General features: G+C 42.5%; 25 protein-coding genes. 10 read left to right on the top strand and 15 right to left on the bottom strand.

Annotated features, from left to right (window positions below):
• Window positions 1-9: 9 nt before the first annotated feature.
• The 13 genes from rpsS to HBL79_RS12065 all read right to left on the bottom strand — a co-directional run bounded on the left by rpsS (window position 10) and on the right by HBL79_RS12065 (window position 11,723).
• Window positions 10-285, bottom strand: a complete 276-nt coding sequence (gene rpsS / locus HBL79_RS12125; protein ID WP_005539416.1) for a 30S ribosomal protein S19 — start codon at window positions 283-285, stop codon at window positions 10-12.
• A gap of 26 nt (window positions 286-311) precedes the next feature.
• Window positions 312-1,133 carry a 50S ribosomal protein L2 gene (gene rplB, locus HBL79_RS12120; RefSeq protein WP_017805226.1) on the bottom strand — a complete coding sequence of 274 codons (822 nt, stop codon included), beginning with the start codon at window positions 1,131-1,133 and terminating at the stop codon, window positions 312-314.
• 21 nt (window positions 1,134-1,154) lie between these two features.
• Window positions 1,155-1,457 carry a 50S ribosomal protein L23 gene (gene rplW, locus HBL79_RS12115; RefSeq protein ID WP_035687397.1) on the bottom strand — a complete coding sequence of 101 codons (303 nt, stop codon included), beginning with the start codon at window positions 1,455-1,457 and terminating at the stop codon, window positions 1,155-1,157.
• A complete protein-coding gene (gene rplD, locus HBL79_RS12110; RefSeq protein WP_035687400.1) occupies window positions 1,454-2,056 on the bottom strand; it encodes a 50S ribosomal protein L4 in 603 nt (200 codons plus the stop codon). Before rplD ends, rplW begins: the two co-directional genes overlap by 4 nt.
• A gap of 15 nt (window positions 2,057-2,071) precedes the next feature.
• Window positions 2,072-2,701: a 50S ribosomal protein L3 gene (gene rplC / locus HBL79_RS12105; RefSeq protein ID WP_035687403.1), complete on the bottom strand. Its 630-nt coding sequence runs from the start codon at window positions 2,699-2,701 to the stop codon at window positions 2,072-2,074.
• A 16-nt stretch (window positions 2,702-2,717) separates the two neighbouring features.
• A complete protein-coding gene (gene rpsJ / locus HBL79_RS12100) occupies window positions 2,718-3,029 on the bottom strand; it encodes a 30S ribosomal protein S10 (protein ID WP_001181005.1) in 312 nt (103 codons plus the stop codon).
• 243 nt (window positions 3,030-3,272) lie between these two features.
• A complete protein-coding gene (gene metJ, locus HBL79_RS12095) occupies window positions 3,273-3,590 on the bottom strand; it encodes a met regulon transcriptional regulator MetJ (protein ID WP_017805221.1) in 318 nt (105 codons plus the stop codon).
• A 195-nt stretch (window positions 3,591-3,785) separates the two neighbouring features.
• Entirely contained in the window at window positions 3,786-5,402 is a 1,617-nt protein-coding gene (pckA, locus tag HBL79_RS12090; RefSeq protein WP_046097250.1) for a phosphoenolpyruvate carboxykinase (ATP), read from the bottom strand.
• Window positions 5,403-5,637: 235 nt separating this feature from the next.
• Window positions 5,638-6,633 carry a substrate-binding domain-containing protein gene (locus HBL79_RS12085; RefSeq protein WP_035687408.1) on the bottom strand — a complete coding sequence of 332 codons (996 nt, stop codon included), beginning with the start codon at window positions 6,631-6,633 and terminating at the stop codon, window positions 5,638-5,640.
• A gap of 26 nt (window positions 6,634-6,659) precedes the next feature.
• Window positions 6,660-7,673 (bottom strand): ABC transporter permease, encoded by a 1,014-nt coding sequence (locus HBL79_RS12080; protein WP_017805218.1) that lies wholly within the window; start codon window positions 7,671-7,673, stop codon window positions 6,660-6,662.
• A 12-nt stretch (window positions 7,674-7,685) separates the two neighbouring features.
• On the bottom strand, window positions 7,686-9,176 hold the full coding sequence (locus HBL79_RS12075; protein WP_035687411.1) for a sugar ABC transporter ATP-binding protein: 1,491 nt from the start codon (window positions 9,174-9,176) through the stop codon (window positions 7,686-7,688).
• Entirely contained in the window at window positions 9,176-10,681 is a 1,506-nt protein-coding gene (gene xylB / locus HBL79_RS12070) for a xylulokinase (RefSeq protein ID WP_206537113.1), read from the bottom strand. The genes HBL79_RS12075 and xylB overlap by 1 nt, the downstream gene beginning before the upstream one ends.
• Before the next feature lie 10 nt (window positions 10,682-10,691).
• Complete coding sequence (locus tag HBL79_RS12065; RefSeq protein ID WP_035687417.1) at window positions 10,692-11,723, bottom strand: NAD(P)-dependent alcohol dehydrogenase; 1,032 nt, start codon at window positions 11,721-11,723, stop codon at window positions 10,692-10,694.
• Window positions 11,724-11,940: 217 nt separating this feature from the next.
• Here HBL79_RS12065 and HBL79_RS12060 point away from each other — a divergent pair, with 217 nt between their 5' ends.
• Together HBL79_RS12060 and HBL79_RS12055 are read left to right on the top strand one after the other, a co-directional pair.
• On the top strand, window positions 11,941-12,510 hold the full coding sequence (locus HBL79_RS12060; RefSeq protein ID WP_226537731.1) for a D-lyxose/D-mannose family sugar isomerase: 570 nt from the start codon (window positions 11,941-11,943) through the stop codon (window positions 12,508-12,510).
• On the top strand, window positions 12,510-13,496 hold the full coding sequence (locus tag HBL79_RS12055) for a LacI family DNA-binding transcriptional regulator (RefSeq protein ID WP_035687423.1): 987 nt from the start codon (window positions 12,510-12,512) through the stop codon (window positions 13,494-13,496). The genes HBL79_RS12060 and HBL79_RS12055 overlap by 1 nt, the downstream gene beginning before the upstream one ends.
• Window positions 13,497-13,546: 50 nt before the next feature.
• Here HBL79_RS12055 and hslO read toward each other — a convergent pair whose 3' ends face one another.
• On the bottom strand, window positions 13,547-14,416 hold the full coding sequence (hslO, locus tag HBL79_RS12050; protein ID WP_035687425.1) for an Hsp33 family molecular chaperone HslO: 870 nt from the start codon (window positions 14,414-14,416) through the stop codon (window positions 13,547-13,549).
• Window positions 14,417-14,563: 147 nt separating this feature from the next.
• Window positions 14,564-14,983 (bottom strand): ribosome-associated heat shock protein Hsp15, encoded by a 420-nt coding sequence (gene hslR / locus HBL79_RS12045; protein WP_035687427.1) that lies wholly within the window; start codon window positions 14,981-14,983, stop codon window positions 14,564-14,566.
• A gap of 142 nt (window positions 14,984-15,125) precedes the next feature.
• Here hslR and HBL79_RS12040 point away from each other — a divergent pair, with 142 nt between their 5' ends.
• The 8 genes from HBL79_RS12040 (at window position 15,126) to HBL79_RS12005 (ending at window position 23,241) form a co-directional block, all read left to right on the top strand.
• Complete coding sequence (locus HBL79_RS12040) at window positions 15,126-17,147, top strand: OPT family oligopeptide transporter (protein WP_035687430.1); 2,022 nt, start codon at window positions 15,126-15,128, stop codon at window positions 17,145-17,147.
• Window positions 17,148-17,455: 308 nt separating this feature from the next.
• A complete protein-coding gene (gene cysQ, locus HBL79_RS12035; protein ID WP_046097267.1) occupies window positions 17,456-18,226 on the top strand; it encodes a 3'(2'),5'-bisphosphate nucleotidase CysQ in 771 nt (256 codons plus the stop codon).
• Window positions 18,227-18,298: 72 nt separating this feature from the next.
• A complete protein-coding gene (zwf, locus tag HBL79_RS12030) occupies window positions 18,299-19,792 on the top strand; it encodes a glucose-6-phosphate dehydrogenase (protein ID WP_174758216.1) in 1,494 nt (497 codons plus the stop codon).
• 69 nt (window positions 19,793-19,861) lie between these two features.
• A complete protein-coding gene (gene pgl / locus HBL79_RS12025; RefSeq protein ID WP_035687436.1) occupies window positions 19,862-20,560 on the top strand; it encodes a 6-phosphogluconolactonase in 699 nt (232 codons plus the stop codon).
• Window positions 20,561-20,609: 49 nt separating this feature from the next.
• The gene (locus tag HBL79_RS12020) at window positions 20,610-21,044 is read left to right on the top strand and encodes a nucleotidyltransferase substrate binding protein (RefSeq protein ID WP_035687440.1); all 435 of its coding nucleotides are present in this window, start codon (window positions 20,610-20,612) and stop codon (window positions 21,042-21,044) included.
• Complete coding sequence (locus tag HBL79_RS12015; protein ID WP_035687444.1) at window positions 21,037-21,348, top strand: nucleotidyltransferase family protein; 312 nt, start codon at window positions 21,037-21,039, stop codon at window positions 21,346-21,348. The genes HBL79_RS12020 and HBL79_RS12015 overlap by 8 nt, the downstream gene beginning before the upstream one ends.
• A gap of 49 nt (window positions 21,349-21,397) precedes the next feature.
• Window positions 21,398-22,852, top strand: coding sequence for a decarboxylating NADP(+)-dependent phosphogluconate dehydrogenase (gnd, locus tag HBL79_RS12010; protein ID WP_035687446.1), 1,455 nt, complete (start codon window positions 21,398-21,400; stop codon window positions 22,850-22,852).
• 104 nt (window positions 22,853-22,956) lie between these two features.
• Window positions 22,957-23,241 carry a YfcZ/YiiS family protein gene (locus tag HBL79_RS12005; protein ID WP_035687448.1) on the top strand — a complete coding sequence of 95 codons (285 nt, stop codon included), beginning with the start codon at window positions 22,957-22,959 and terminating at the stop codon, window positions 23,239-23,241.
• Window positions 23,242-23,417 lie beyond the last annotated feature (176 nt).

Here is a 23,417-nt window from a genome sequence, read left to right as displayed (position 1 = left end):
TTTTACCCCTTACTTCTTAGCTTTCTTATCCGCAGCGTGTCCGCGGTAAGTACGAGTCGGTGCAAATTCACCGAGTTTATGACCAATCATTTCGTCCGATACATAAACTGGAACGTGCTGACGACCATTATGGACTGCGATGGTCAATCCGATCATTGACGGAATGATCATTGAACGACGGGACCAAGTTTTAATTGGTTTTTTATCCCCGCTTTCCACCGCCTTCTCTACCTTCTTCAACAAGTGTAGGTCAAGGAAAGGACCCTTCTTGAGAGAACGTGGCATGGCTAATCCTCTTTATTTAATGAATATTATTTACCACGACGACGTACGATATATTTATCAGTACGTTTGTTGTGGCGAGTTTTCTTACCTTTGGTTTGAACGCCCCAAGGTGTAACAGGGTGTTTACCGAAGTTACGACCTTCACCACCACCGTGTGGGTGATCAACAGGGTTCATTGCAGTACCACGAACTGTTGGGCGTACACCTCTCCAGCGGTTAGCACCTGCTTTACCAAGAACGCGAAGCATATGCTCTGAATTGCCTACTTCACCGATGGTGGCAGAACATTCAGCTAGAACTTTACGCATTTCACCTGAGCGAAGACGTAAGGTTACATAATTTCCTTCACGAGCAATAATTTGTACATAGCTACCTGCAGAACGAGCAATTTGCCCGCCTTTACCAGGTTTTAATTCAACGTTATGTACAGTTGAACCAACAGGAATATTACGCATTGGTAACGCATTACCAACTTTAATTGGTGCATTTACGCCTGCTTGGATTTGATCGCCTGCACTTAAACCTTTAGGTGCTAAGATATAACGGCGTTCACCGTCTTTATAAAGCACTAAAGCGATATTTGCACTGCGATTTGGATCATATTCAAGACGCTCAACAACCGCTGGGATATCTAACTTGTTACGTTTGAAATCGATTAAACGGTAATGTTGTTTGTGACCACCACCAATATGGCGAGTAGTGATACGTCCTAAATTATTACGACCACCAGTTTTAGATTTTGTATCTAACAACGGTGCGTAAGGTTTCCCTTTATGTAATTCAGGGTTTACGATTTTAACAACGTGACGACGACCAGCGGAGGTCGGCTTACATTTTACGATAGCCATTTATTTCTTTCTCCTCCGTAATTACTCTGCACCTTCAACGAAGTCAAGTGATTGACCTTCTTGAAGAGTTACATAAGCTTTTTTCCAGTCACTGCGATGTCCCATCTTCGTACCACGACGTTTAGTTTTACCTTTAACAACAACAGTACGAACAGAATCAACTTTCACTTCAAATAATTCTGCAACAGCTTTTGCAATTTCAGCTTTGTTGGCATCTAAAGCGACTTTGAAAACGATGGTGTTTGACTTCTCAGCGTTATTTGTTGCTTTCTCAGAGACGTGAGGTGCTTTTAACACTTTTAGCAAACGTTCTTGTTGAATCATGCTAACATCTCCTCAATTTGTTTCACTGCATCAACAGTCATAACCACTTTATCAAAAGCGATTAAGCTTACTGGATCAATACCTTGTACATCACGCACATCAATTTTGTATAAGTTGCGTGCTGCTAAGAATAAATTCTCATCTAAGCTTGCAGTGATAATTAAAGCGTCTGTTAACGCCATATCTTTTAATTTTTGAACTAAAACTTTGGTTTTTGGTGCGTCAATTTCAAATTTTTCAACAACCACTAAACGATCTTGACGAACAAGCTCAGATAGAATGCTCTTGATTGCACCACGGTACATTTTTTTGTTCACTTTTTGGCTGTGATCTTGTGGTTTTGCTGCGAAAGTTACACCACCAGAACGCCAAATTGGTGATTTAATATCACCAGCACGTGCACGACCTGTACCTTTTTGACGCCAAGGTTTTTTACCTGAACCAGACACTTCAGCACGAGTTTTTTGTGCACGAGAACCTTGACGAGCACCTGCTGCATAAGCAACAACTACTTGGTGGATTAACGCTTCATTAAACTCACGTCCGAAGGTAGTTTCAGAAACAGTTAGTGCGTTTGCACCTACTACTTGTAATTCCATCATCTATCTCCTGACTTATGCTTTAACTGCTGGTTTCACGATAACATCACTATTAGTTGCACCAGGTACAGAACCTTTAACTAATAATAAATTACGCTCAGCATCTACACGAACAACTTCAAGTGATTGAACGGTTACACGCTCAGCACCTAAGTGTCCAGCCATTTTTTTACCTTTAAACACACGACCTGGAGTTTGGTTTTGACCAATAGAACCAAGCACACGATGTGATAAAGAGTTACCGTGGCTTGCATCTTGAGTACGGAAATTCCAACGTTTAACACCACCTTGGAAACCTTTACCTTTAGATGTACCAGTAACATCAACTTTTTTAACATCTGCAAAGATGTCAACATTAATTTCTTGACCTAAAGTGAATTCTTCACCTTCAGTTGTACGAAATTCCCATAAACCGCGACCAGCTTCAACACCTGCTTTCACGAAATGACCTGCTTCAGGCTTAGTTACACGGCTCGCTTTTTTAGAACCTGTAGTAACTTGAATTGCAGTATAGCCATCGTTTTCAAGAGTTTTAACTTGAGTTACACGGTTTGCTTGGATTTCGATAACAGTAACCGGTACAGACACACCATCTTCATTGAAGATACGCGTCATACCCACTTTACGACCGACTAAACCAATCATTGTCATAACCTCTTAATTAACCTAGGCTGATCTGCACGTCAACGCCGGCAGCCAAATCTAAACGCATTAATGCATCAACAGTTTTTTCTGTTGGTTCTACGATATCTACTAAACGTTTGTGTGTACGAATTTCGTATTGATCACGTGCGTCTTTATTAACGTGTGGAGAAATCAACACGGTAAAACGCTCTTTACGCGTTGGTAAAGGAATTGGACCACGAACTTGTGCACCAGTACGTTTAGCTGTTTCTACGATCTCCGCAGTAGATTGATCGATCAAACGATGATCAAATGCTTTTAAGCGGATACGGATTCTTTGGTTCTGCATTAGACCAGAGCTCCAATAAATTTTAGCTAAAATAAAACTGACACCATCACCTTTCATAAACTTCATTGAAAGGGAAGTGCAGTAACCTAATATTATAGTCCCCCAATCGGGAACATTTTATGTATTACAAAATCTGTAACACGCCTTTAATAAATGATTACATTAAAGGGCTTCGTTAAAAAGCTTGAGGATTATACTGAAAATCCTCAACGATTGCAACAGCCGTTTCAACAAAATGGCGATTTAATATTCCCACTCCTCTGGATTAATCCCCAACTCACGCATCACTTCTTTCGCCTGTTCTGGAATTTCATCGTGGCGTTCTTTCAACAAATCAAAATCTGTCGGCAAGGGCTGCCCTGTAAACGCGTGTAAAAACGCTTCACAAAGTAGCTCGCTATTTGTCGCGTGGCGTAAATTTTTGATCTGCCGTCTAGTCCGCTCATTAGTCAAAATTTCCAACACTTTAATGGGAATGGATACCGTAATCTTTTTAACTTGCTCACTTTTTTTTCCGTGTTCAGCATAAGGGCTGATATATTTTCCGTCCCAATTCGCCATAAGTTATCCCTTAATTCTCCACAAAAATTGTGCTTATTCTAATGAAAAATCAAACAGATCACAATCTAGACATTAAGACTTCTAGATAGCCAGACAACGACGATAAAAAACAGCGAAAAAAACGACCGCACTTTTATTTCCCTTTTACGTCCCAATTAAAGTGCGGTCGGATTTTAGTGATGTTTTTTTATGCCATTATGCTTTTGGCCCTGCTGCGATTAAGGCTTTGCCTTCTTCATTTGTGGCATATTTTTCAAAGTTTTTCACAAAGCGGTTTGCTAAGTCTTCCGCTTTTGCTTGCCATTGTGCCTTGTCTACATAGGTATCACGCGGATCTAAAATCGCTGGATCAACGCCCGGTAAGGCTTTTGGAATGGCTAAGTTGAAGATTGGTAATTCGGACATTTCCGCTTTATCAATTGAGCCATCTAAAATTGCGTCAATAATGCCACGGGTATCTTTAATTGAGATACGTTTACCTGTGCCATTCCAACCTGTATTCACAAGATAGGCTTCTGCACCCGCGGCTTCCATACGTTTCACTAACACTTCCGCATATTGCGTTGGGTGAAGTGATAAGAATGCTGCACCAAAACAGGCTGAGAAAGTTGGCGTTGGCTCAGTGATACCACGTTCTGTTCCCGCTAATTTTGCGGTGAAACCAGATAAGAAGTAGTATTTCGTTTGCTCTGGCGTTAATTTTGCCACTGGCGGTAACACACCGAACGCATCTGCCGTTAAGAAGATCACTTTTTTCGCGTGGCCTGCTCTAGAAACTGGTTTTACAATGTTTTCAATGTGATAGATTGGGTAAGAAACGCGAGTATTTTCGGTTTTTGAGCCATCATCATAATCCACTGAACCATCAGCACGCACCACCACATTTTCTAACAAGGCATCACGTTTAATCGCACGATAAATATCCGGCTCGCTTTCTTCTGAAAGTTTAATGGTTTTCGCATAGCAACCACCTTCGTAGTTAAATACCCCGTCATCGTCCCAACCGTGTTCATCATCACCAATTAATTGGCGTTTTGGATCCGTTGAAAGGGTGGTTTTACCTGTGCCTGATAAGCCGAAGAACACCGCAACATCACCATCTTCACCCACATTCGCGGAACAGTGCATTGATGCAATACCTTTAAGCGGAAGGAAATAGTTCATCATTGAGAACATACCTTTTTTCATTTCGCCGCCGTACCAAGTACCACCGATTAATTGAATACCTTCTGTGATGTTAAACGCCACAAAGTTTTCAGAATTTAAACCTTGTTCTTTCCAATTTGGATTGGTTACTTTTGAACCATTCATTACCACAAAATCAGGTTTGAAGTTTTCTAATTCCTCGGCAGAAGGACGAATAAACATATTGGTTACAAAATGAGCTTGCCACGCCACTTCAGTAACAATTCTCACCGCTAAGCGAGTATCTGGATTTGCACCACAGAATGCGTCCACCACAAATAGACGTTTGCCTGAAAGTTGTTTGGTAACCAAATCTTTCAGACTTTGCCAAGTGGCTTGGTTCATCGGTTTGTTATCGTTTTTCGCCGCATCGCTTGTCCACCACACGGTATCTTTGGTTTTCTCATCTAATACGATGTATTTATCTTTCGGAGAACGCCCGGTGAAAATCCCTGTATCCACTGCCACCGCACCAGATTGGGTAACCGTTCCTTTTTCAAAGCCTTCCAAACCTTCCTTAGTTTCTTCGATAAAAAGTTGCTCATAACTTGGGTTATAAACCACTTCTTTCACATCGTAGATCCCTAATTCACCGAGTTCTGCTACTAATTTAGTTACATCAGTCATAAAACACCTCAATTAATGTTTAATTTAAATAGATTATTATCTATTCTACGTTAAATGCAGAAGGAAAAATGTTAGCTGGATCGCAAAATTGGAAAAATTTTTGTTGTTCAAGCAAAATCATTCTCACTTATGACCTAAATCAAAAAAGCTCGAATGCCCTTGTTGATTTCATTAAACAAAAAAACCTGCCTTAACCTTCTTCGTGTTAGCAGGTTTTTATTTCAAAAGTATTAAGTTACTTTCTGCGATTTAACAATTCATCGGCATTTTCTGCTGTGATTTTTGTCCAAGGAATGTTGTAGCGTTTAGCATTGCCGCCATTCCAATCTAGATCTGCCTGATATTGCTGCCAAATATCCGACATTGGCTGATATTTTTCGCCTAAAACCGCTTTCATCGCGACATCAATCGAACCCTGAATTTGCCCTCTCGCATCTTGTAAAATAGAGGTCATTTTTCCCGCTTTCACGGCATAAATGGCGTCAGTAATGCCATCAACGCCAGCAATCGCAAAATCGTTCACATTTAACCCCGCACTTTGAATCGCTTCGATTGCTCCTAATGCCATTTCATCATTTTGAGCAATAATGCCATTAATTTTACCTTTATGCTTTTGTAACCAGTTTTCCATTAGGGAAATCGCTTCAGAACGCGACCAATTCGCTGTTTTTCTTTCTAAAATTTTGATATTGCCCGCCCCACATTCTGCGATCGCTTTTTCATTGCCTTGCCCGCGTTGAATTTCTCCCGATCCACCTTTAGGACCTTCAATAATCACCACATTACCTTTACAGCCCATTTTTTCAAGTACGGCTTTGGCTTCTAAATAACCTCCTTCAACGTCATCAGAAACTACTTCACTGGTCATTTTATCCGTGTTCAAGCGAGCATTGGTTACAATCACAGGGATCTTAGCATTATTCGCCATCGTAACCACATCAATATTGGCTTCAAAATCCATCGGGTTGATAATAATGGCATCTGTTTTAGTTTGGATTGCTGTTTCAGCTTGGTTATTCTGTACAAGGGGATCATAGCGACCATCGTAAATGGTTAATTTAGCCAGCCCTTGTTGCACGGCAGGGTGTTCTTTGGCAGATTTTTCCATTAATTGCACAAATTCGGCTTTCATTCCATACATTAAAATGGCGATTTTGACAGGTTGAGTTGCATAAGTTGTCGTTGCAACGGCTAATGTACTCATTGCTAAAAAGAGTTTGTGATATTTCATAGTTAAATACCTCATAATGTTGTGAATTAACGACGTTTACGAGAGGGATCGAGCATTACTGCACCAACAATTAAGATCCCTTTAATTAATTGTTGATAATAAGATTGCACACCGAGCAAATCTAATCCGTTGTTTAAAACTCCGATGATTAGAATGCCGAAAAATGTTCCCATTAATGTACCCACACCGCCGATCATACTCGTTCCGCCAATCACCACCGCGGCAATGGCATCAAGCTCATAGGCATTTCCCGCATTAGTTTGGGCTGAACCTGTTCTTGCGGTCAGAATTAACCCTGCGATTGCGGCGAGAACACCACATAAGGTATAAACGGCAACTTTAATTTGAATGACATTGATCCCTGATGTTCTTGTGCTTTTTTCATTACCACCCACGGCATAGACATAACGTCCAAAGGGCATTTTATTTAACACAACCCAAGCGAGAATAAAGATCACAAGGAAAATGACGACAGGAATGGGAATCGTGTCAAAAAGATACCCATTGCCGAGCCAACGGAAATCATTGTTGAGCTGAGAAACGGGGTTGCCATTCGTGGAAAGAAGCGTTAATCCCCTTGCTACAGAAAGCATTCCCATCGTAACGATAAAAGGCTGTAAATTGAAACGGGCAATGACTGTGCCATTAATAAAACCGCAAATCGCACCAATGGCGAGAGCAACAAAAATCGGCAACCAAAACCCATTTTGTACATCACCAATTAATAAGCTCCCTGATGTCGCGAAACGTGCCGCTAAAATGCCTGCGAGGGCTAATACTGCTCCAACGGAAAGATCCACGCCAGCAGTAATAATGACGAAAGTCATTCCTATGGCTAAAATGCCGTTAATTGACACTTGACGCAAAATAATCAGGGCATTATTTTGACTGAGAAAATAATTATCCGTCCAAGCTCCATTGGCAACGGCAATTTCGCCCGCTACAGCAATGGTTAAACAAAGAAAAATAAAGGCAAAAATAATGCCATATTGCTCAAAGTGCGGTTTTATTTTTTGGGTATAAAAAACGTGATTACGCATTGCGTCCTCCAATTATGAAGCTAATTGCATTAATTTCGTCTGCGAAAATTCATTTCGGGTTAAAACGCCATTGATTTTTCCCTCTTTGAAAACTAATATTCTGTCGCTCATTCCAATAATTTCGGAAAGTTCTGAAGAAACCAGCAAAATGCCTTTTCCTTGCTGAGCAAATTGCGACATAAAATGATAAATTTCTTTTTTCGCACCAATATCAATCCCTCTTGTGGGTTCATCTAATAACATTAAATCTGGATTGGTTAATGCCCATTTGCCTAAAATCACTTTTTGTTGATTACCTCCACTTAAATTAATGACTTTTTGCTGTGCGTTCGGCGTTTTAATATTAAATTTTTTTATCATTTCCTCTGCACTGGCATTTCCTAACCCCTCTTTAATAAAGGCATATTTCGTTAAGGCTGACCAATGGGTAATATTGATATTCTCATTAATTGAACGACAAAGAATCAGCCCCGTATCACGCCGATCTTCCGTAACATAGGCAATGCCTGCTTCGATCGCTTGCTTTGGTGAATGGTTCGATAATAAATGCTGGTGTAAATAAAATTCCCCCTCGTCGGGGTAATGGATACCAAAAATTAAATCAAACAATTCACTCCGCCCTGAATCCACCAAACCATAAATTCCGAGAATTTCACCTTTATGTAATTGGAAGCTGATATTATGTAATTTATCCTTCCAACAAATATTTTTCACTTCAAATAAAAGGCTTTCCTCTGGCTGATTATATTTCGCAAATTCCTCGTTTAATTCTGAGCCAATAATATGTTTAATTAACATTTCTCTTGTTATTTCTGCGATTTTTCCTTGCGTGATATAACAACCATCTCTAAATATGGTGTAACTATCCGCAATGGTTAAAATTTCAGATAAACGATGCGAAACATAAATAATGCCTTTTCCTTGACGGGTTAAATGACGAATTGCCGAAAAAAGTTTTTGCGTATCTTCTTCGCTGATCGCGGAAGTCGGTTCATCTAAAATAATAATTTCCGCATTAGCGTGAGATAATGCTTTCGCAATTTCCACCAATTGCTGTTCAGCAACGCTGAGATTTCGCATTTTTTCGCTTTCGGAAATATCCGTAAAGCCAAGGCTGTCTAATAAAGTGCGGGTCTTTTTATGCAAGGTTTTGAAATCAATAAAGCCCATTTTTCTTGGTTCACTGCCTAAATAAATATTTTCCGCGACGGAAAGATCGGGGATCACACTTAATTCTTGTTGCACAATCGCAATGCCCGCGTCAATCGCTTGTTTCGGGTGAGAGAAATGAAAAGCCTTGCCTTTAATTAAAATCTCCCCTTCATCAGGCTGGATAAATCCCATTAGCAAGCTGAGAAAAGTAGATTTCCCCGCCCCATTGCCACCGCATAGGGCGTGAATTGAGCCCTTTTTCAGTGTAAACCTCGCGTCTTTTAAGGCGATGACATCACCAAACGCTTTTTTTAACCCTTTGACTTCTAAAAGATTTTGCTCTGTCATCATCAAGCCTCCGCATACATTTTATTTAACACATCAAGGTAATCTTGATAGAACTTGGCATAGTGCTGCACATTTTCAGGCTGTGGTAAATGCGTATTTTCTTCTTCAAGCACAACAAATTGCTCACACAATGAGCGAAGTGCTGAGTGCGCCTCTGCTTTAGATAGTTGCGTTGCCCGCTCCGCCCAAGCCGCTTGAATTGCTGCCCCTAATGCAGCAGCTTCTTGATGTTTTAAGGTAATCACCTCGCAATTTGTTACATCAGCCACAATCTGCCGCCAATGATGGCTTTTCGCTCCCCCACCGATCAGGCGAATTTGACGAGGCTGTATGCCCGCTTGGCGGAATAAATCCAAGCCATAACGCAATGTATAGGTTGCACTTTCAACAATCGCTCGGCACAAATTTTCATCAGTGAAATTTGAACTATCTAAATTATGGATACTGGCTTTCGCTTGGGGCAAATCTGGCACGCGTTCCCCGTTGAAGAAAGGCAAGATCACAATGCCATTTGCCCCGATCTCACTTTTTGCTAAAGCCTGATTAAACAAGGTTAAATCTTGCTTCAAACACTTCTGAATATGGCTTGTGGCGGAGGTGATATTCATCGTACAAATCAACGGCAGCCACCCGCCATTTGCTGAACAGAAATTGGCAATGAGTTTTGAGGCGGGGCGAATTGGGGTGTCCGAATAAGCAAAAAGTGTTCCCGATGTGCCTAAACTCATTGTAATAATGCCCGCTTGAATATTGCCTGTGCCGATCGCACTCATCATATTGTCTCCACTGCCATTGGCGACAAACGTCGAGGGGGATAAATCAAGCAATTTCGCTACTTCGGGGGTAACTACGCCTAAAATAGGCGTGTTTTCACTGAGTGGCGGTAAAGCTCGTTGCAAAATCCCCGAATCATCAATCCGATTAAGGATCTGCGTATTCCAACGGCGTTCAACAATATCGAATAATCCCGTTCCCGAGGCATCGCCAAATTCCATTTTTTGAATGCCTGTAAGCCAATAATTAATATAGTTATGTGGTAATAATACGCAGGCAAGTTGTTGATATAACTCAGGATAGTATTTTTTAAACCACAAAATTTTTGATGCCGTGTAACCTGTTGCCAAATTCAAACCAATCGCCTCCAAGCAAGCCTTTTCGCCGCCAAGCTGCCGCACGAGTTCTTGATTTTCTTGCACAGTTTCCGTATCACACCAAAGTTTTGCGGGGTGTAGCACCTTACCCGCCCTATCCAACGGCACGAAGCCGTGCTGTTGCCCAGAAACACTCATACCCGAAATTTGCTGCGAATTAATACCGCACTTTGCTACTGCTTGCTTGAACGCGATGACTAAGGCATCAATCCACCATTGCGGCTGTTGCTCTCGCTTACCTGTTGCTTCACTGATGAGATGATGCGGTGCATTTCCTTCTGCCAAAATGCAACCTTTCTCCGTATCAATGAGTAGCACTTTCGTGCTTTGTGTTCCACAATCAATGCCAGCGTAAATTGCCATTGTGTTACTCCATTTCGATCATTAATTTTATGTCATTTGGATTCGCCGATGCCGCTCGCTCAAAGGCTTCAATGGATTGAGGGAATTTATAAACTGCCGAAATCAACGGCGTGAGATCCAATTTTCCCGAAGCAAGAAGCCGAATGGTGCGGGGATACATATTGACATAGCGGAAAATCGTTTTAAACGTGATCTCTTTCGCTTGAGCGGAAACAATGTCTATTGGGGCAGGGGTAATTGGCATTCCTACCAAAACCGCTGTTGCACCTGGTGCCATATACTGTGTTAATTCCGCAATCGCTGCTGCCGCACCGCTACATTCAAACAACACATCAACCCCCATTTCATTAGTTAGCTCATTCACTTTCGCCAGTAAATCCCCTGTTCGGCTATTCACTGGGTGCAGCCCTTGATAATGTTTGGCAACTTGAAGTTTTTCATCAACCACATCACAAATAATGACTTCAGCACAGCCCCCCGCTAAGGCAGATAATGCGGTCAGCACGCCGATCGTTCCAGCCCCGATCACTAAGGCAATATCCCCTGGTTTAATGCCTGCTTTCGTGGCAGATTGCATTCCAATCGCCAGTGGCTCAACCATCGCCCCCTCGCGGAAACTCACGTTATCAGGCAGCTTGAATGTAAAGGCAGCGGGGTGGATCACTTTTTCACAAAGGCAACCATCAACTGGCGGTGTCGCCCAAAAACGTACTTCAGGATCTAAGTTATAAAACCCCGAACGGGATTGATGAGAAGCCAAATTCGGAATGCCCGGTTCCATACAAACGCGATCGCCAATGCGTAAATGGCGAACGTTTTTTCCTATCGCCGTAACAATGCCTGACGCTTCGTGTCCTAGCACCATTGGTGCTTTCACCACAAAAGGCCCGATGCGACCGTGCTGGTAATAATGTACATCACTCCCACAAATCCCCACCGTATGGATCTTGATTTCCACATCATCATCACCTAAAACAAGATCATCATTTTTATCACGAATAGCTAATTTGCCGTTATCTAAGTAGAGTGCTTTCATTTCTATGCTCCTTTTTAAGATTGATTAAGGTTGGGTTAAGGAAAAGATGACATAAAGATTATCTTTTTATGATAATTTATTATCATTTAATGAAATAATACATCATAAAAATGATTTTGTACGTGATCGATCTCACAAATCTAAACATTCACAAAAAATTTTTGGCAGAAATTCGCTATAGTAACAATGAGATCAGCAACGCACCGCGAGGGAGAAAATGATGAATCAATATGAAAAACAAAAAGCACAAGAACGCACCATTGCATTTTTACAAGCACAACATATTGCGTTATCAGAAAAGGATAGGGCAAATGTTGAGGTTACCGATTTTGCTTTGAATGAGTGGGAGAAAATTGGCTTACAGCTTATCACCTTAGTCAATAACGTGCGTTATTGTGCTAAATTATTGGTGCTTTTCCCTCAGCAAAACTGCCCTGAACACCGCCACCCGCCTTTTGAAGGCAGCATCGGTAAGCAAGAAACATTCCGTTGTTTATTCGGTGAAGTGTATTTATTCGTCGAAGCTCAACAAATTGAAGCTCAACAAAATATGCCTCAAAATCTGACCGCACTTTGCAAACAAATTTTGCCGCCAGAACATCGAAAAAAATGGTACACTGCAACGCAAGGCTTAATCTTAAAAGCGGGCGATCAATTCACCATTCCACCGAATACCAAACATTGGTTTCAAGCGGGTGATCAAGGTGCAATTATTGCGGAATATTCAAGTGAAAGCCGTGATGAATTTGATATTTTCACCGATCCAGAGGTTATTAGAATAAGTTAATGGCAACAAATCATAAAAAGGTTAAATTAGAGCATATCGCTTTGGCTTGTGGGGTAAGCAAGATCACGGTTTCACGCACCCTGTCTGATCCAAGCAAAGTAAAACCTGAAACAAGAAACAAAATCCTGAGTGCCGCACAAAAAATGGGGTATTTTTCCCCGCACAGTAACAATGTGCGTAAACACAACAAACTCATTGGGATCATCAATCCCAATATGCAAAATCCCTTTTTTGGTCGCTTAGCCCAGTTAATGACGAAAATTTCCGTAGAATTGAACTATGATATTTTGATGTTTGATTCCTATGAATCGGCTCAAATCGAGCAACAATCGATCCAAAAATTGATCGAATATGGGGCAGATGCCATTATTTTATCAACCATTTCCTCCGATCGTCATTATCAGCCAAGCTACTTGCAACAACTTGACGAACTCAATATTCCCGTGATCCTATTAGATCGCGAAATTGGCGATGGAAAATACAACGGCATTTATATTGATAACCTCCATTGTGGTGTAGAAGCCGCAAATTATTTTAACCAGAGTGCCTATGAGGATATTGTCGTCATTGCAGGGCCTGCCTCATCAAGAGTGTCTTCGGAGCGAATTTCGGGCTTCATCTCCACCTTATCTGCCGATAAAAAATTAAACCTGTCGCACGCCGATTTTTTTATGGACGAAGCCTATACCGTCGCCAAAAATTATTTAGAAAAAAACCACCGCCCTTTAGCTTTTTTAGGTTTAAACAACCAAATTTCACTCGGGATCTTAAAAGCCTGTATTGAAAAACAATTAGTTTTCAAAAAAGATTTCGATCTTTTTAGCATTGATAATGTGCCTTACGCGGAAGTCTTTGGTTTTCATATTCCTTGCATTTCGCACAATCTCTATGAAATCGCCTATCAGGCAATCCAGCTTGCAATGCGAACGCTGTCATCAAATGAAAAGCCCTCAAGGATTATTATTCGCGGTGATGTTTGTTTGTAAAAAAGAAAAAGCACGAACCCAATTCGTGCTTTTTTCCTTATTCCACCGTCTTATTCCGCTACATTTCGCAATTTTTCAATCGCTTCTTTATTAAAGAAATAATGCGTTCCACAACATTCGCATTGCATATCAATGCTGCCGTTGTGTTCAGCGAGAATTTCGTCAATTTCTGTCTCTGGCAAGAGCAATAATGCCCCGCCCGAACGCTCTGGTGAGCAGCCGCAGAAAAAGCTAACTTGCTGAGCGGGGTAAATTTCCACGGTTTCTTCGTGATATAAACGATAAAGCATTTCTTCCGCAGTTAGCCCGAAAATTTCCTCGTCTTTCACGGTAGCGGTGAGGGTAGCAAGATGCTCAAAATCTCCTTCTTCGCCCACGCCGTCTGGCATTACTTGCAATAACATTCCCGCTGCCACAGGTTCGCCATTAAATTCGCCCGTACGGATAATAAGCTGGGTTTGTAACTGCTCTGAACGCACAAAATAATCTTCTAAACATTCCGTGATTGTCGGCTTGTCAAGGCTGATAACCCCTTGATAACGTTCGCCCTCATTAGGTGTAATAGTGATGACCAACACGCCTTTGCCGATAAGCTCGCTTAGGATCATTTCATCACGCACTTCGCCTTGCAAACGTGCCAACGCACGCATTTTTTGATCGTCTGAACCATTCACTAAAGCCAAAGAGAGCGGGCCGTCCCCTTGAATTTGCACGGTAATGCTGCCGTCAAATTTTAATGTCGCGGTTAATAAACTGGTTGCCACCATCATTTCACCTAGTAGGTTTTGCACCACTTTCGGATAATGATGGGTGTTTAAAGTATCTTTAAAACTTTGATTTAAGCGCACCCATTCACCACGCACCGCGCGGTTTTTAAATAGATAACGGTAAAGTTTGTCGTTGTCTGCTTGATATGTCATTTTGTCCTCAATAAATCTTTAGGTTGTACCATTTGCTGAGTGCATTAAGAAAAGAATAGATTTCACCTTTAGGAATATGCTCCCCACGATGCTCACACTCAACTTGGCAATGGGCTTAATATTGGGACGATTTTGCCGATCACAAGATCAATCCTGATATTTAAACTTAAGCAAATCTCGCCGCTCTTTTTTATTTGGACGGCGTTCAGGATTTGGCATTGAAAGGGCATTGTTTTTACGCGCCAGTGCTAACTTTTCTCGTTTCTCCACACTTTGCGCTGTTTCTTGATACAACAGTTGCGCTTCTGGTGCGCCTCGGCGTTGGTTGGAAAGGGCAAGCACTTGCACTTCTTTTTCTTCATTACCTTGACGTAATTTAATCAACGCCCCCACTTCTACTGTTTTGTTCGGCTTGGTACGCTGGTTGTTATAATGCACCTTACCGCCATCAATCATCTCTTTAGCAATGGTTCGCGTTTTATAAAAACGCGCCGCCCACAGCCATTTATCTAAGCGAACCTCATTATCTTCTTTATTATCCCGTTGCTTTGCAGAATTTTTTGCCATTTTGCTTTTCCCCTTATATTTAAAGTGCGGTGTTTTTTTCCGTATTTTATGCCATAAGACAAGATTTAGACAAAAATTTGATCCGAACTAATAAAATTCAGATAGAATGAAGCATTTTTATAACAAAATCGAGGAAAAAACGATGCAACATTCAACTTCTTCGCCTAGTTTGAAAGAGCTGACCTTTCGCGGAATGTTCTTAGGGGCGTTAATTACGGTGATTTTCACCGCATCAAATGTTTATCTTGGGCTAAAAGTGGGGCTGACGTTCGCCTCATCAATCCCTGCCGCAGTAATATCAATGGCGGTGCTGAAAATGTTTTCAGGTTCAAATATCTTAGAAAATAATATGGTGCAAACCCAAGCCTCAGCCGCGGGTACGCTTTCTTCAGTGATTTTCGTGATCCCAGGATTGTTGATGATGGGATACTGGCAAGACTTTTCCTTTTGGCAAACCTTATTAATTTGTGCAGCTGGGGGGATTTTAGGGGTGATTTTCACCGTGCCATTACGCCAAGTGATGGTGGCAAAAAGTGATTTACCTTATCCAGAAGGCGTTGCCGCTGCAGAAATTCTCAAAGCGGGCAACCACGAAGAAGGAAAAAGCGATAGTGGCATTAAAGAGATCGCAGCAGGTGGTGTGATTGCCGCCGTGGTGAGCTTTGCTACCAATGGATTACGCCTGATTGCCGATGGTGCAAGTCTGTGGTTTAAAGGGGGAAATGCCGTTTTCCAAGTGCCGATGGGCTTCTCCCTCGCCTTATTAGGTGCAGGTTATTTAGTAGGAATTGTGGGCGGTATCGCCATTTTAGTGGGAATTTTCCTCACTTGGAGCGTTGCCGTACCTTATTTCACCAGCACCTCACCAATGCCTGTGGACGCGGATATGGTGGGCTATGCGATGGGTATTTGGAAAAGTAAAGTGCGTTTTATCGGTGTGGGAACCATCGGCATTGCTGCAATTTGGACATTGCTGGTGTTAATGAAACCGATGATCCAAGGAATGGCACAATCTTTCCGTGCGTTAAAAGATCCTTCCGCACAAACCAATGATCGCACACAACTTGATTTATCCCCTAAATCAATGATTTATATCACAATCGCCGCAATCGCCTTGATTATGGTGGCCCTTCACCACTTCATCGCACAAGCACCGATTGCTACAGAATATGCCCTGTTATTTGTTATTGTGTGTACCTTCTTAGCGGTGTTTATCGGCTTTTTCGTTGCCGCAGCCTGTGGTTATATGGCAGGGCTTGTGGGATCATCATCTAGCCCAATCTCAGGTATTGGGATTATTTCCGTGGTCATCACCTCCCTCACCTTATTCTTACTCGGCAAAATGACGGGCTTAATCGACTCGCCAGAGGGAATGAAATTTCTCACTGCATTGACCATTTTCACTGGTTCAATCGTCATCACCACCGCGGCAATTTCTAACGACAACCTGCAAGATCTCAAAACTGGGTTGTTGGTGCAAGCCACCCCTTGGCGTCAACAAGTGGCATTAATTATCGGCTGTGTGGTAGGTGCGTTCGTCATCGCCCCCGTGCTAGAAATTCTCTACCACGCCTACGGCTTCACAGGGGCATTACCGCGAGCGGATATGGATCCAAGCCAAGCGCTTTCTGCACCGCAAGCCACCTTAATGACCACCATCGCAACGGGCATTTTCTCCAGTAATTTGGAATGGCGTTATATCTTTATGGGGATCGGATTAGGCTTAGCCCTCATCATCATTGATACACTATTGAAAAAAGTCAGCCAAAATCGCTTTGCCCTGCCTGCCCTCGCTGTGGGAATGGGGATTTATTTACCTCCAGTTGTAAATATGCCTATCGTCATTGGGGCGGTGCTAGCTTGGTTTATCAACCGACACTTAACGACTTATGCACAACGCAACGGTAAAAATCTTAATGATGTGAAGAAAAAAGCAGAACGCTACGGCACCTTATTCGCCGCAGGTTTGATTGTGGGGGAAAGCTTAATTGGCGTAATTCTCGCCTTTATCATCGCCGCTTCTGTTACTTCTGGCGGTTCAGATGCACCGCTTGCGCTTTCATTAGAAAACTGGGACAGCACCGCCGAATGGCTCGGATTAGCCGTTTTCATTCTCGGCGTGATCATCTACGCCCTGCGTGTCCTACGTGCGAAAAATACATAAAAATCCCACCGCACTTTGAATGTTGAAAGTAAAACGAAAGTGCGGTGTTTTTTACCGTTATTTTTGTATTGAGAAAATTAAGAAAAAATAGCGTTAAAAAGCACCGCACTATTTTTTTATTTTTATAAAACAAGAATTATTCAACCAACTGCAGGGGCGTATCACATACGCCGCCATCATAAGGTCAAGCCACTATAGACTGCCCCCACTTTTGCCCTTTGCTAGCCCCTTTGTTATACTCTCCCTATTGTTTCATTGTTTAGGTCGCTGTTGTGTTACTTCATTCTTCTTTGTTGCAATCGGTATTAATGCTTGCCGAACAGGCAGGCGATCACCTCAATCATTTTTATGGCAAAAATCTTCAGTCGGAACTCAAGGCGGACAATACGCCCGTAACGGAAGCGGATTTGTTTGTGAGCCAATTTTTGATCGAAAAACTCACCGCACTTACCCCTCGGCTTCCCGTATTGTCAGAGGAAAGTTGCAAGATGCCTTTTGTGGAGCGGCAGCAATGGCAGACTTATTGGCTGGTCGATCCCTTAGACGGCACGCAGCAATTTCTTAATCGCACAGGCAATTTTTCGGTGTTGATTGCTTTGGTGCATCACAACCGCCCTATGCTTGGGGTGATTCATTCCCCGCAATCGCAAAGCACGTATTACGCGATGCAAGGTAGCGGAGCGTATAAAAAAACCTCGCACAAAACCACCGCACTTTTACCGCAAACACTTGATTTTACACAGCCGATCCGCATTGCCGTCGGTTCACACTCGGCGGCAAAGAAAGTGGGGTCTGTGTTGAACCCGATTTTTTCTTATGATTTCCATATCATCGGTTCAAGCGGGATTAAAAGTGCGTTGGTGGCAGAAGGATCGGCGGATTGCTATGTGCGGTTAGGCGAAACAGGCGAATGGGATACGGCAGCGGCAGAAATTATTTTAGCGGAAATGGGCGGTGGTATTTTTGATCGTCATTTTCAGCCACTCACTTATAATCAGCGGGAAACCTTAGTCAATCCTGATTTCGTGATGGTGGCAAATCGTCAGCGAAACTGGCACGATGTCTTTCAATTTAATTAATCAGAACTATTGGTAATTTCGCCTATTTAGGCATATTATTGAGCAACAATTTTTAACAGATGTAGGAACATTATGAATAATCTGAATGCAGAACGAAATTGTATCGTGATTTTTGGGGCATCGGGCGATCTCACGCACCGCAAATTAATCCCCGCCCTTTACAATTTGTATAAATTAGGCCGTTTAGACCAACATTTTTCCGTGCTTGGCGTGGCAAGAACGGTGATGACAGACGAAGAATTTCGCGAAAAAATGCGTCAAGCACTAGTCAAAAGCGAAAAAGCAAGCGGTGAGCAACTTGATGAGTTTTGTAGCCATCTTTACTATCAAGCCTTAAACACCTCTGACGCTACCGACTACGGAAAACTCGTGCCACGCCTTGATGAATTACACGATAAATATCAAACCGCTGGCAACACGCTTTATTATATGTCCACCCCGCCAAGTTTATATGGCGTGATCCCTGAATGCCTTGCCGCTCACGGGCTAAATACGGAAGAATATGGCTGGAAGCGTTTGATCGTAGAAAAACCATTTGGTTACGACATCAAAACCGCGAAAACCTTAGATATTCAAATTCACCGCTTCTTTGAAGAGCATCAAATTTACCGTATCGACCATTATCTCGGCAAAGAAACAGTGCAAAATTTGCTCGTGTTGCGTTTTTCTAATGGCTTGTTTGAACCATTATGGAATCGCAATTTTATTGATTATGTGGAAATCACTGGGGCGGAGCAACTCGGCGTGGAAGAACGCGGTGGCTATTATGATGGCTCAGGGGCGATGCGTGATATGTTCCAAAACCACCTCTTGCAAGTGTTAGCGATGATTGCAATGGAACCCCCTGCGATTATTAATGCGGATTCTATGCGTGATGAAGTGGCGAAAGTATTGCACTGCCTACACCCATTAAGCGAAGAAGATGTAAAAAATAACTTAGTGCTAGGTCAATACACCCGTGGTTTCATTGATGGCAAAGAAGTGAAAGGCTACCTTGAAGAAAAAGGCGTGCCTCCTGATTCTACCACGGAAACCTATCTCGCCTTGCGTTGCGAAATCGACAACTGGCGTTGGGCAGGTGTGCCGTTTTATGTTCGGAGCGGAAAACGCTTGCCTGCACGGGTTACGGAAGTGGTGATCCATTTCAAAACCACGCCACACCCGGTGTTTAGCCAAAACGCACCTGAAAATAAATTGATTATCCGCATTCAGCCTGACGAGGGCATTTCAATGCGTTTCGGATTGAAAAAACCGGGTGCAGGCTTTGAAGCCAAAGAAGTGTCAATGGATTTCCGCTATGCAGATCTAGCACAACCAAGTTTATTAAGCGCTTACGACCGTTTATTGCTTGATGCAATGAAAGGTGATGCCACCCTCTTTGCACGTACGGACGCCGTACACGCCTGTTGGAAATTTGTGCAGCCGATTTTGGATTACAAAGCCGCGCGCGGTCGTATTTATGAATACGAAGCGGGAACTTGGGGGCCAACAGAAGCAGACAAACTCATTGCACGCACAGGACGGGTTTGGCGTAAACCGAGCGGTTTAATGAAGAAAAAAGTTTAACCCCGTTTCTCATCATTGCTCCCATTGCTCTTCGTGGCGGGGAGCGGTGGGAAAATTTTGGAGAATACAATGAACACCGTTATTTTTGACAATGCACAATGTGCGGTAGAAAAAATCGCTGACGAGCTTAAACAATACAGCCTTGAAGGTCGCCCCGTGCATATTTCCCTTTCAGGCGGCAGCACGCCAAAACTTTTGTTTAAAACCTTGGCAGCAGCACCGTACAACCAAGCCATTCAATGGCAAAACCTGCATTTTTGGTGGGGCGATGATCGAATGGTTGATCCCTCTGATCCTGAAAGCAACTATGGCGAAGTGCAAAAATTATTGTTCGATCATATTGCTATTCCTGCGGAAAACATTCATCGCATTCGTGGCGAAGCCCCTGTGGAGCAAGAGCTTGCACGCTTTCAACAGGAATTAAGTGCGGTCATTTCTGACGGCGTTTTTGATTGGATTATTTTAGGAATGGGTGCAGATGGGCATACCGCCTCATTATTCCCGCATCAAACCAATTTTGATGACGAAAATTTAGCAGTGATCGCCAAACGCCCAGAAACAGGACAAGTGCGAATTTCCAAAACCGCAAAATTGATCGAGCAAGCCAAACGCATTACCTATTTGGTAACCGGTGCAGCGAAAGCGGAAATTTTAAAAGAAATCCAAAGTACGCCCGCAGAAAATCTGCCTTACCCCGCCGCAAAAATTAAGGCGAAAAACGGCGTAACCGAGTGGTATTTGGATAAAGACGCGGCGAAGTTGTTGTAATAAAATGAAAGTGCGGTGATTTTTTGGGAAATTTTTATTGGGAAAATAAATGGAACAACTGGATCTTTCAGCGTTAGAAAAAGCGTTTAACTCACTTGAAATGACCTTAGCCAAACTGGCGGATAAGCAATGGTTTGCCACACAAGAAAACATTGTGCAAGACACCCTTATCGCTGGTTGCATTCAAAAATTTGAATTTGTTTATGAGCTAAGTATCAAGATGATGAAACGCCAATTAAAGCTGTTCGCCGAAGCTCCCGATGAAATTGACAGTGCAGATTTCCGTGATATTTTACGTTTGAGTGCCAAAGTAGGCTTGATTGAGCAAGTGGAAGATTGGCTGCTCTATCGTAAAATGCGAAATATCACCTTGCACACTTACGATCAAAATAAGGCTCAGCAAGTTTATGAACAAATGATCGGTTTTTTAGCTTCTGCCAAAAACTTGCTCAACCAATTACAACAGCGTAATAACGATGATTGATATTCAACCCCAACATCTTGAAATTGTGGAAAAAATCCTCCGCACTTATTTGAGTGAATATGAAGTACGAGCCTTTGGCTCAAGGGTAAAAGGCACGGCTCGCCCCTTTTCAGATCTTGATTTGGTGGTGATGACAACACAGCCCCTTTCTTTAAGGACGCTATACGAAGTGGAAAATGCGTTTTCAGAAAGTGATTTACCTTGGCAAGTGGATATTGTGGATTGGGCAGCAACATCAACAGAATTTCAGCAAATTATTTTGCAGAAATCTGTTGTGATTCAACAACAGATTTCATCAACCTAGCCTAAAAAGGCAAGCAACAGATTATAACGAAACAGGAGAAAGTAAAGTTATGAGTCAAAAAGGCGATATCGGCGTTATCGGTTTAGCGGTAATGGGACAAAACTTAATTTTAAATATGAACGACCACGGCTTTAAAGTGGTGGCGTATAACCGTACCACCTCAAAAGTGGACGAGTTCTTAGAAGGACCAGCCAAAGGCACAAATATTATCGGGGCATATTCCCTAGAGGATTTGGCGAACAAGCTGGAAAAACCTCGCAAAGTGATGCTAATGGTGCGCGCGGGTGAGGTGGTTGATCAATTCATCAACGCCTTACTACCTTATTTAGAAGAAGGCGACATCATTATTGATGGTGGAAACTCAAACTATCCAGACACCAACCGCCGCGTGAAAGAATTGGCGGAAAAAGGCATTCGCTTTGTGGGTGCTGGCGTATCTGGCGGTGAAGAAGGCGCGCGTCACGGGCCATCAATTATGCCGGGTGGTAACGCAGAAGCTTGGCCTTATGTAAAACCTATCCTACAAGCGATCTCTGCCAAAACCGACAAAGGTGAGCCTTGCTGTGATTGGGTTGGTCAAGAAGGTGCGGGCCATTTCGTGAAAATGGTGCATAACGGCATTGAATACGGCGATATGCAACTTATCTGTGAAGCCTATCAATTCTTAAAAGATGGCTTAGGTTTAAGCTATGACGAAATGCAAAAAATCTTTGCAGAATGGAAAAAAACCGAGCTAGATAGCTACTTAATCGACATCACCACCGATATTCTTGGTTATAAAGATGCCGATGGCGAGCCATTAGTAGAAAAAATCTTAGACACTGCAGGACAAAAAGGAACAGGTAAATGGACGGGGATTAACGCTCTTGATTTCGGTATTCCATTAACCTTAATCACCGAATCTGTGTTTGCTCGTTGCGTGTCTTCATTTAAAGAGCAACGTGTTGCCGCAGCAAAATTATTCCACAAAACCATTCAACCAGTGGAAGGAGATAAACAAGTTTGGATCGAAGCGGTACGCAAAGCCCTACTCGCGTCAAAAATTATTTCATACGCACAAGGCTTTATGCTGATCCGTGAGGCCTCAGAAAACTTTGGTTGGAACATTAACTACGGTGCAACGGCCTTATTATGGCGTGAAGGTTGTATCATTCGTAGCCGCTTCTTAGGCAATATCCGTGATGCTTATGAAGCTAACCCAGATCTGATTTTCTTAGGCTCAGATCCATACTTCAAAAACATCTTGGAAAACGCTTTAGGCGACTGGCGTAAAGTGGTGGCGAAATCCATTGAAGTGGGCATTCCAATGCCTTGTATGGCCTCTGCCATCACTTTCTTAGATGGCTACACCTCAGCAAACTTGCCTGCTAATCTTTTACAAGCACAGCGTGATTATTTCGGTGCGCACACCTATGAACGCAAAGACAAACCACGCGGTGAGTTCTTCCACACCAACTGGACAGGACGCGGCGGTAACACGGCATCAACTACTTATGATGTATAATTAATATGACGAGCGATGGGGCTGCCTATCGCTCTTTTTGCATAACATAAAGTGCGGTGTAAAATTTCGCACTTTTTCCATTTATAAAAAATAGGAGTCATAAAATGAAAAAAGAGAATCCCGTAGAATGCGTAGGCTGCAACACCTTTGATGTTGGCACCATTATCGACAACAGCAACTGCACCAGCCACATTGAACGTGTTTATGCCACAGAAGCAGAAGCACAAACCGCTTTAGCACAATTTAGCGAAAAAGCCCAAAATGCGGCAACAGAGCCTTGTGAAATTCAATCTCAAATTACACCTGTAGAACAGGGCTTCCTCCTCACTGCTGATTTCACCTTTAGCTGCCAAGCTGAATCATTGATCTTTGAGCTAGGGTTACGTTAATTTTCTAAACCGCCTTAGGTTAGTTAAAGCCAAGGCGGTTTTTCTTGCTCAAGCTTTGTACCCTTATCTATTTATCCTACCTACAATTCATTGATTGTTTTATGAGCAACTATAGTCGTTTAAGTTTAAAATAAAACAAGGCAATCTCACAATAAATAGCAATAACGCTGGATTAC

The sequence above is a fragment of the Avibacterium paragallinarum genome, assembly GCF_011765605.1.
Taxonomy (GTDB): Bacteria; Pseudomonadota; Gammaproteobacteria; order Enterobacterales; family Pasteurellaceae; genus Avibacterium; species Avibacterium paragallinarum.
Note: the sequence above shows the minus strand (reverse complement) of the source record. Positions and strands in the feature narration are given on the sequence as shown.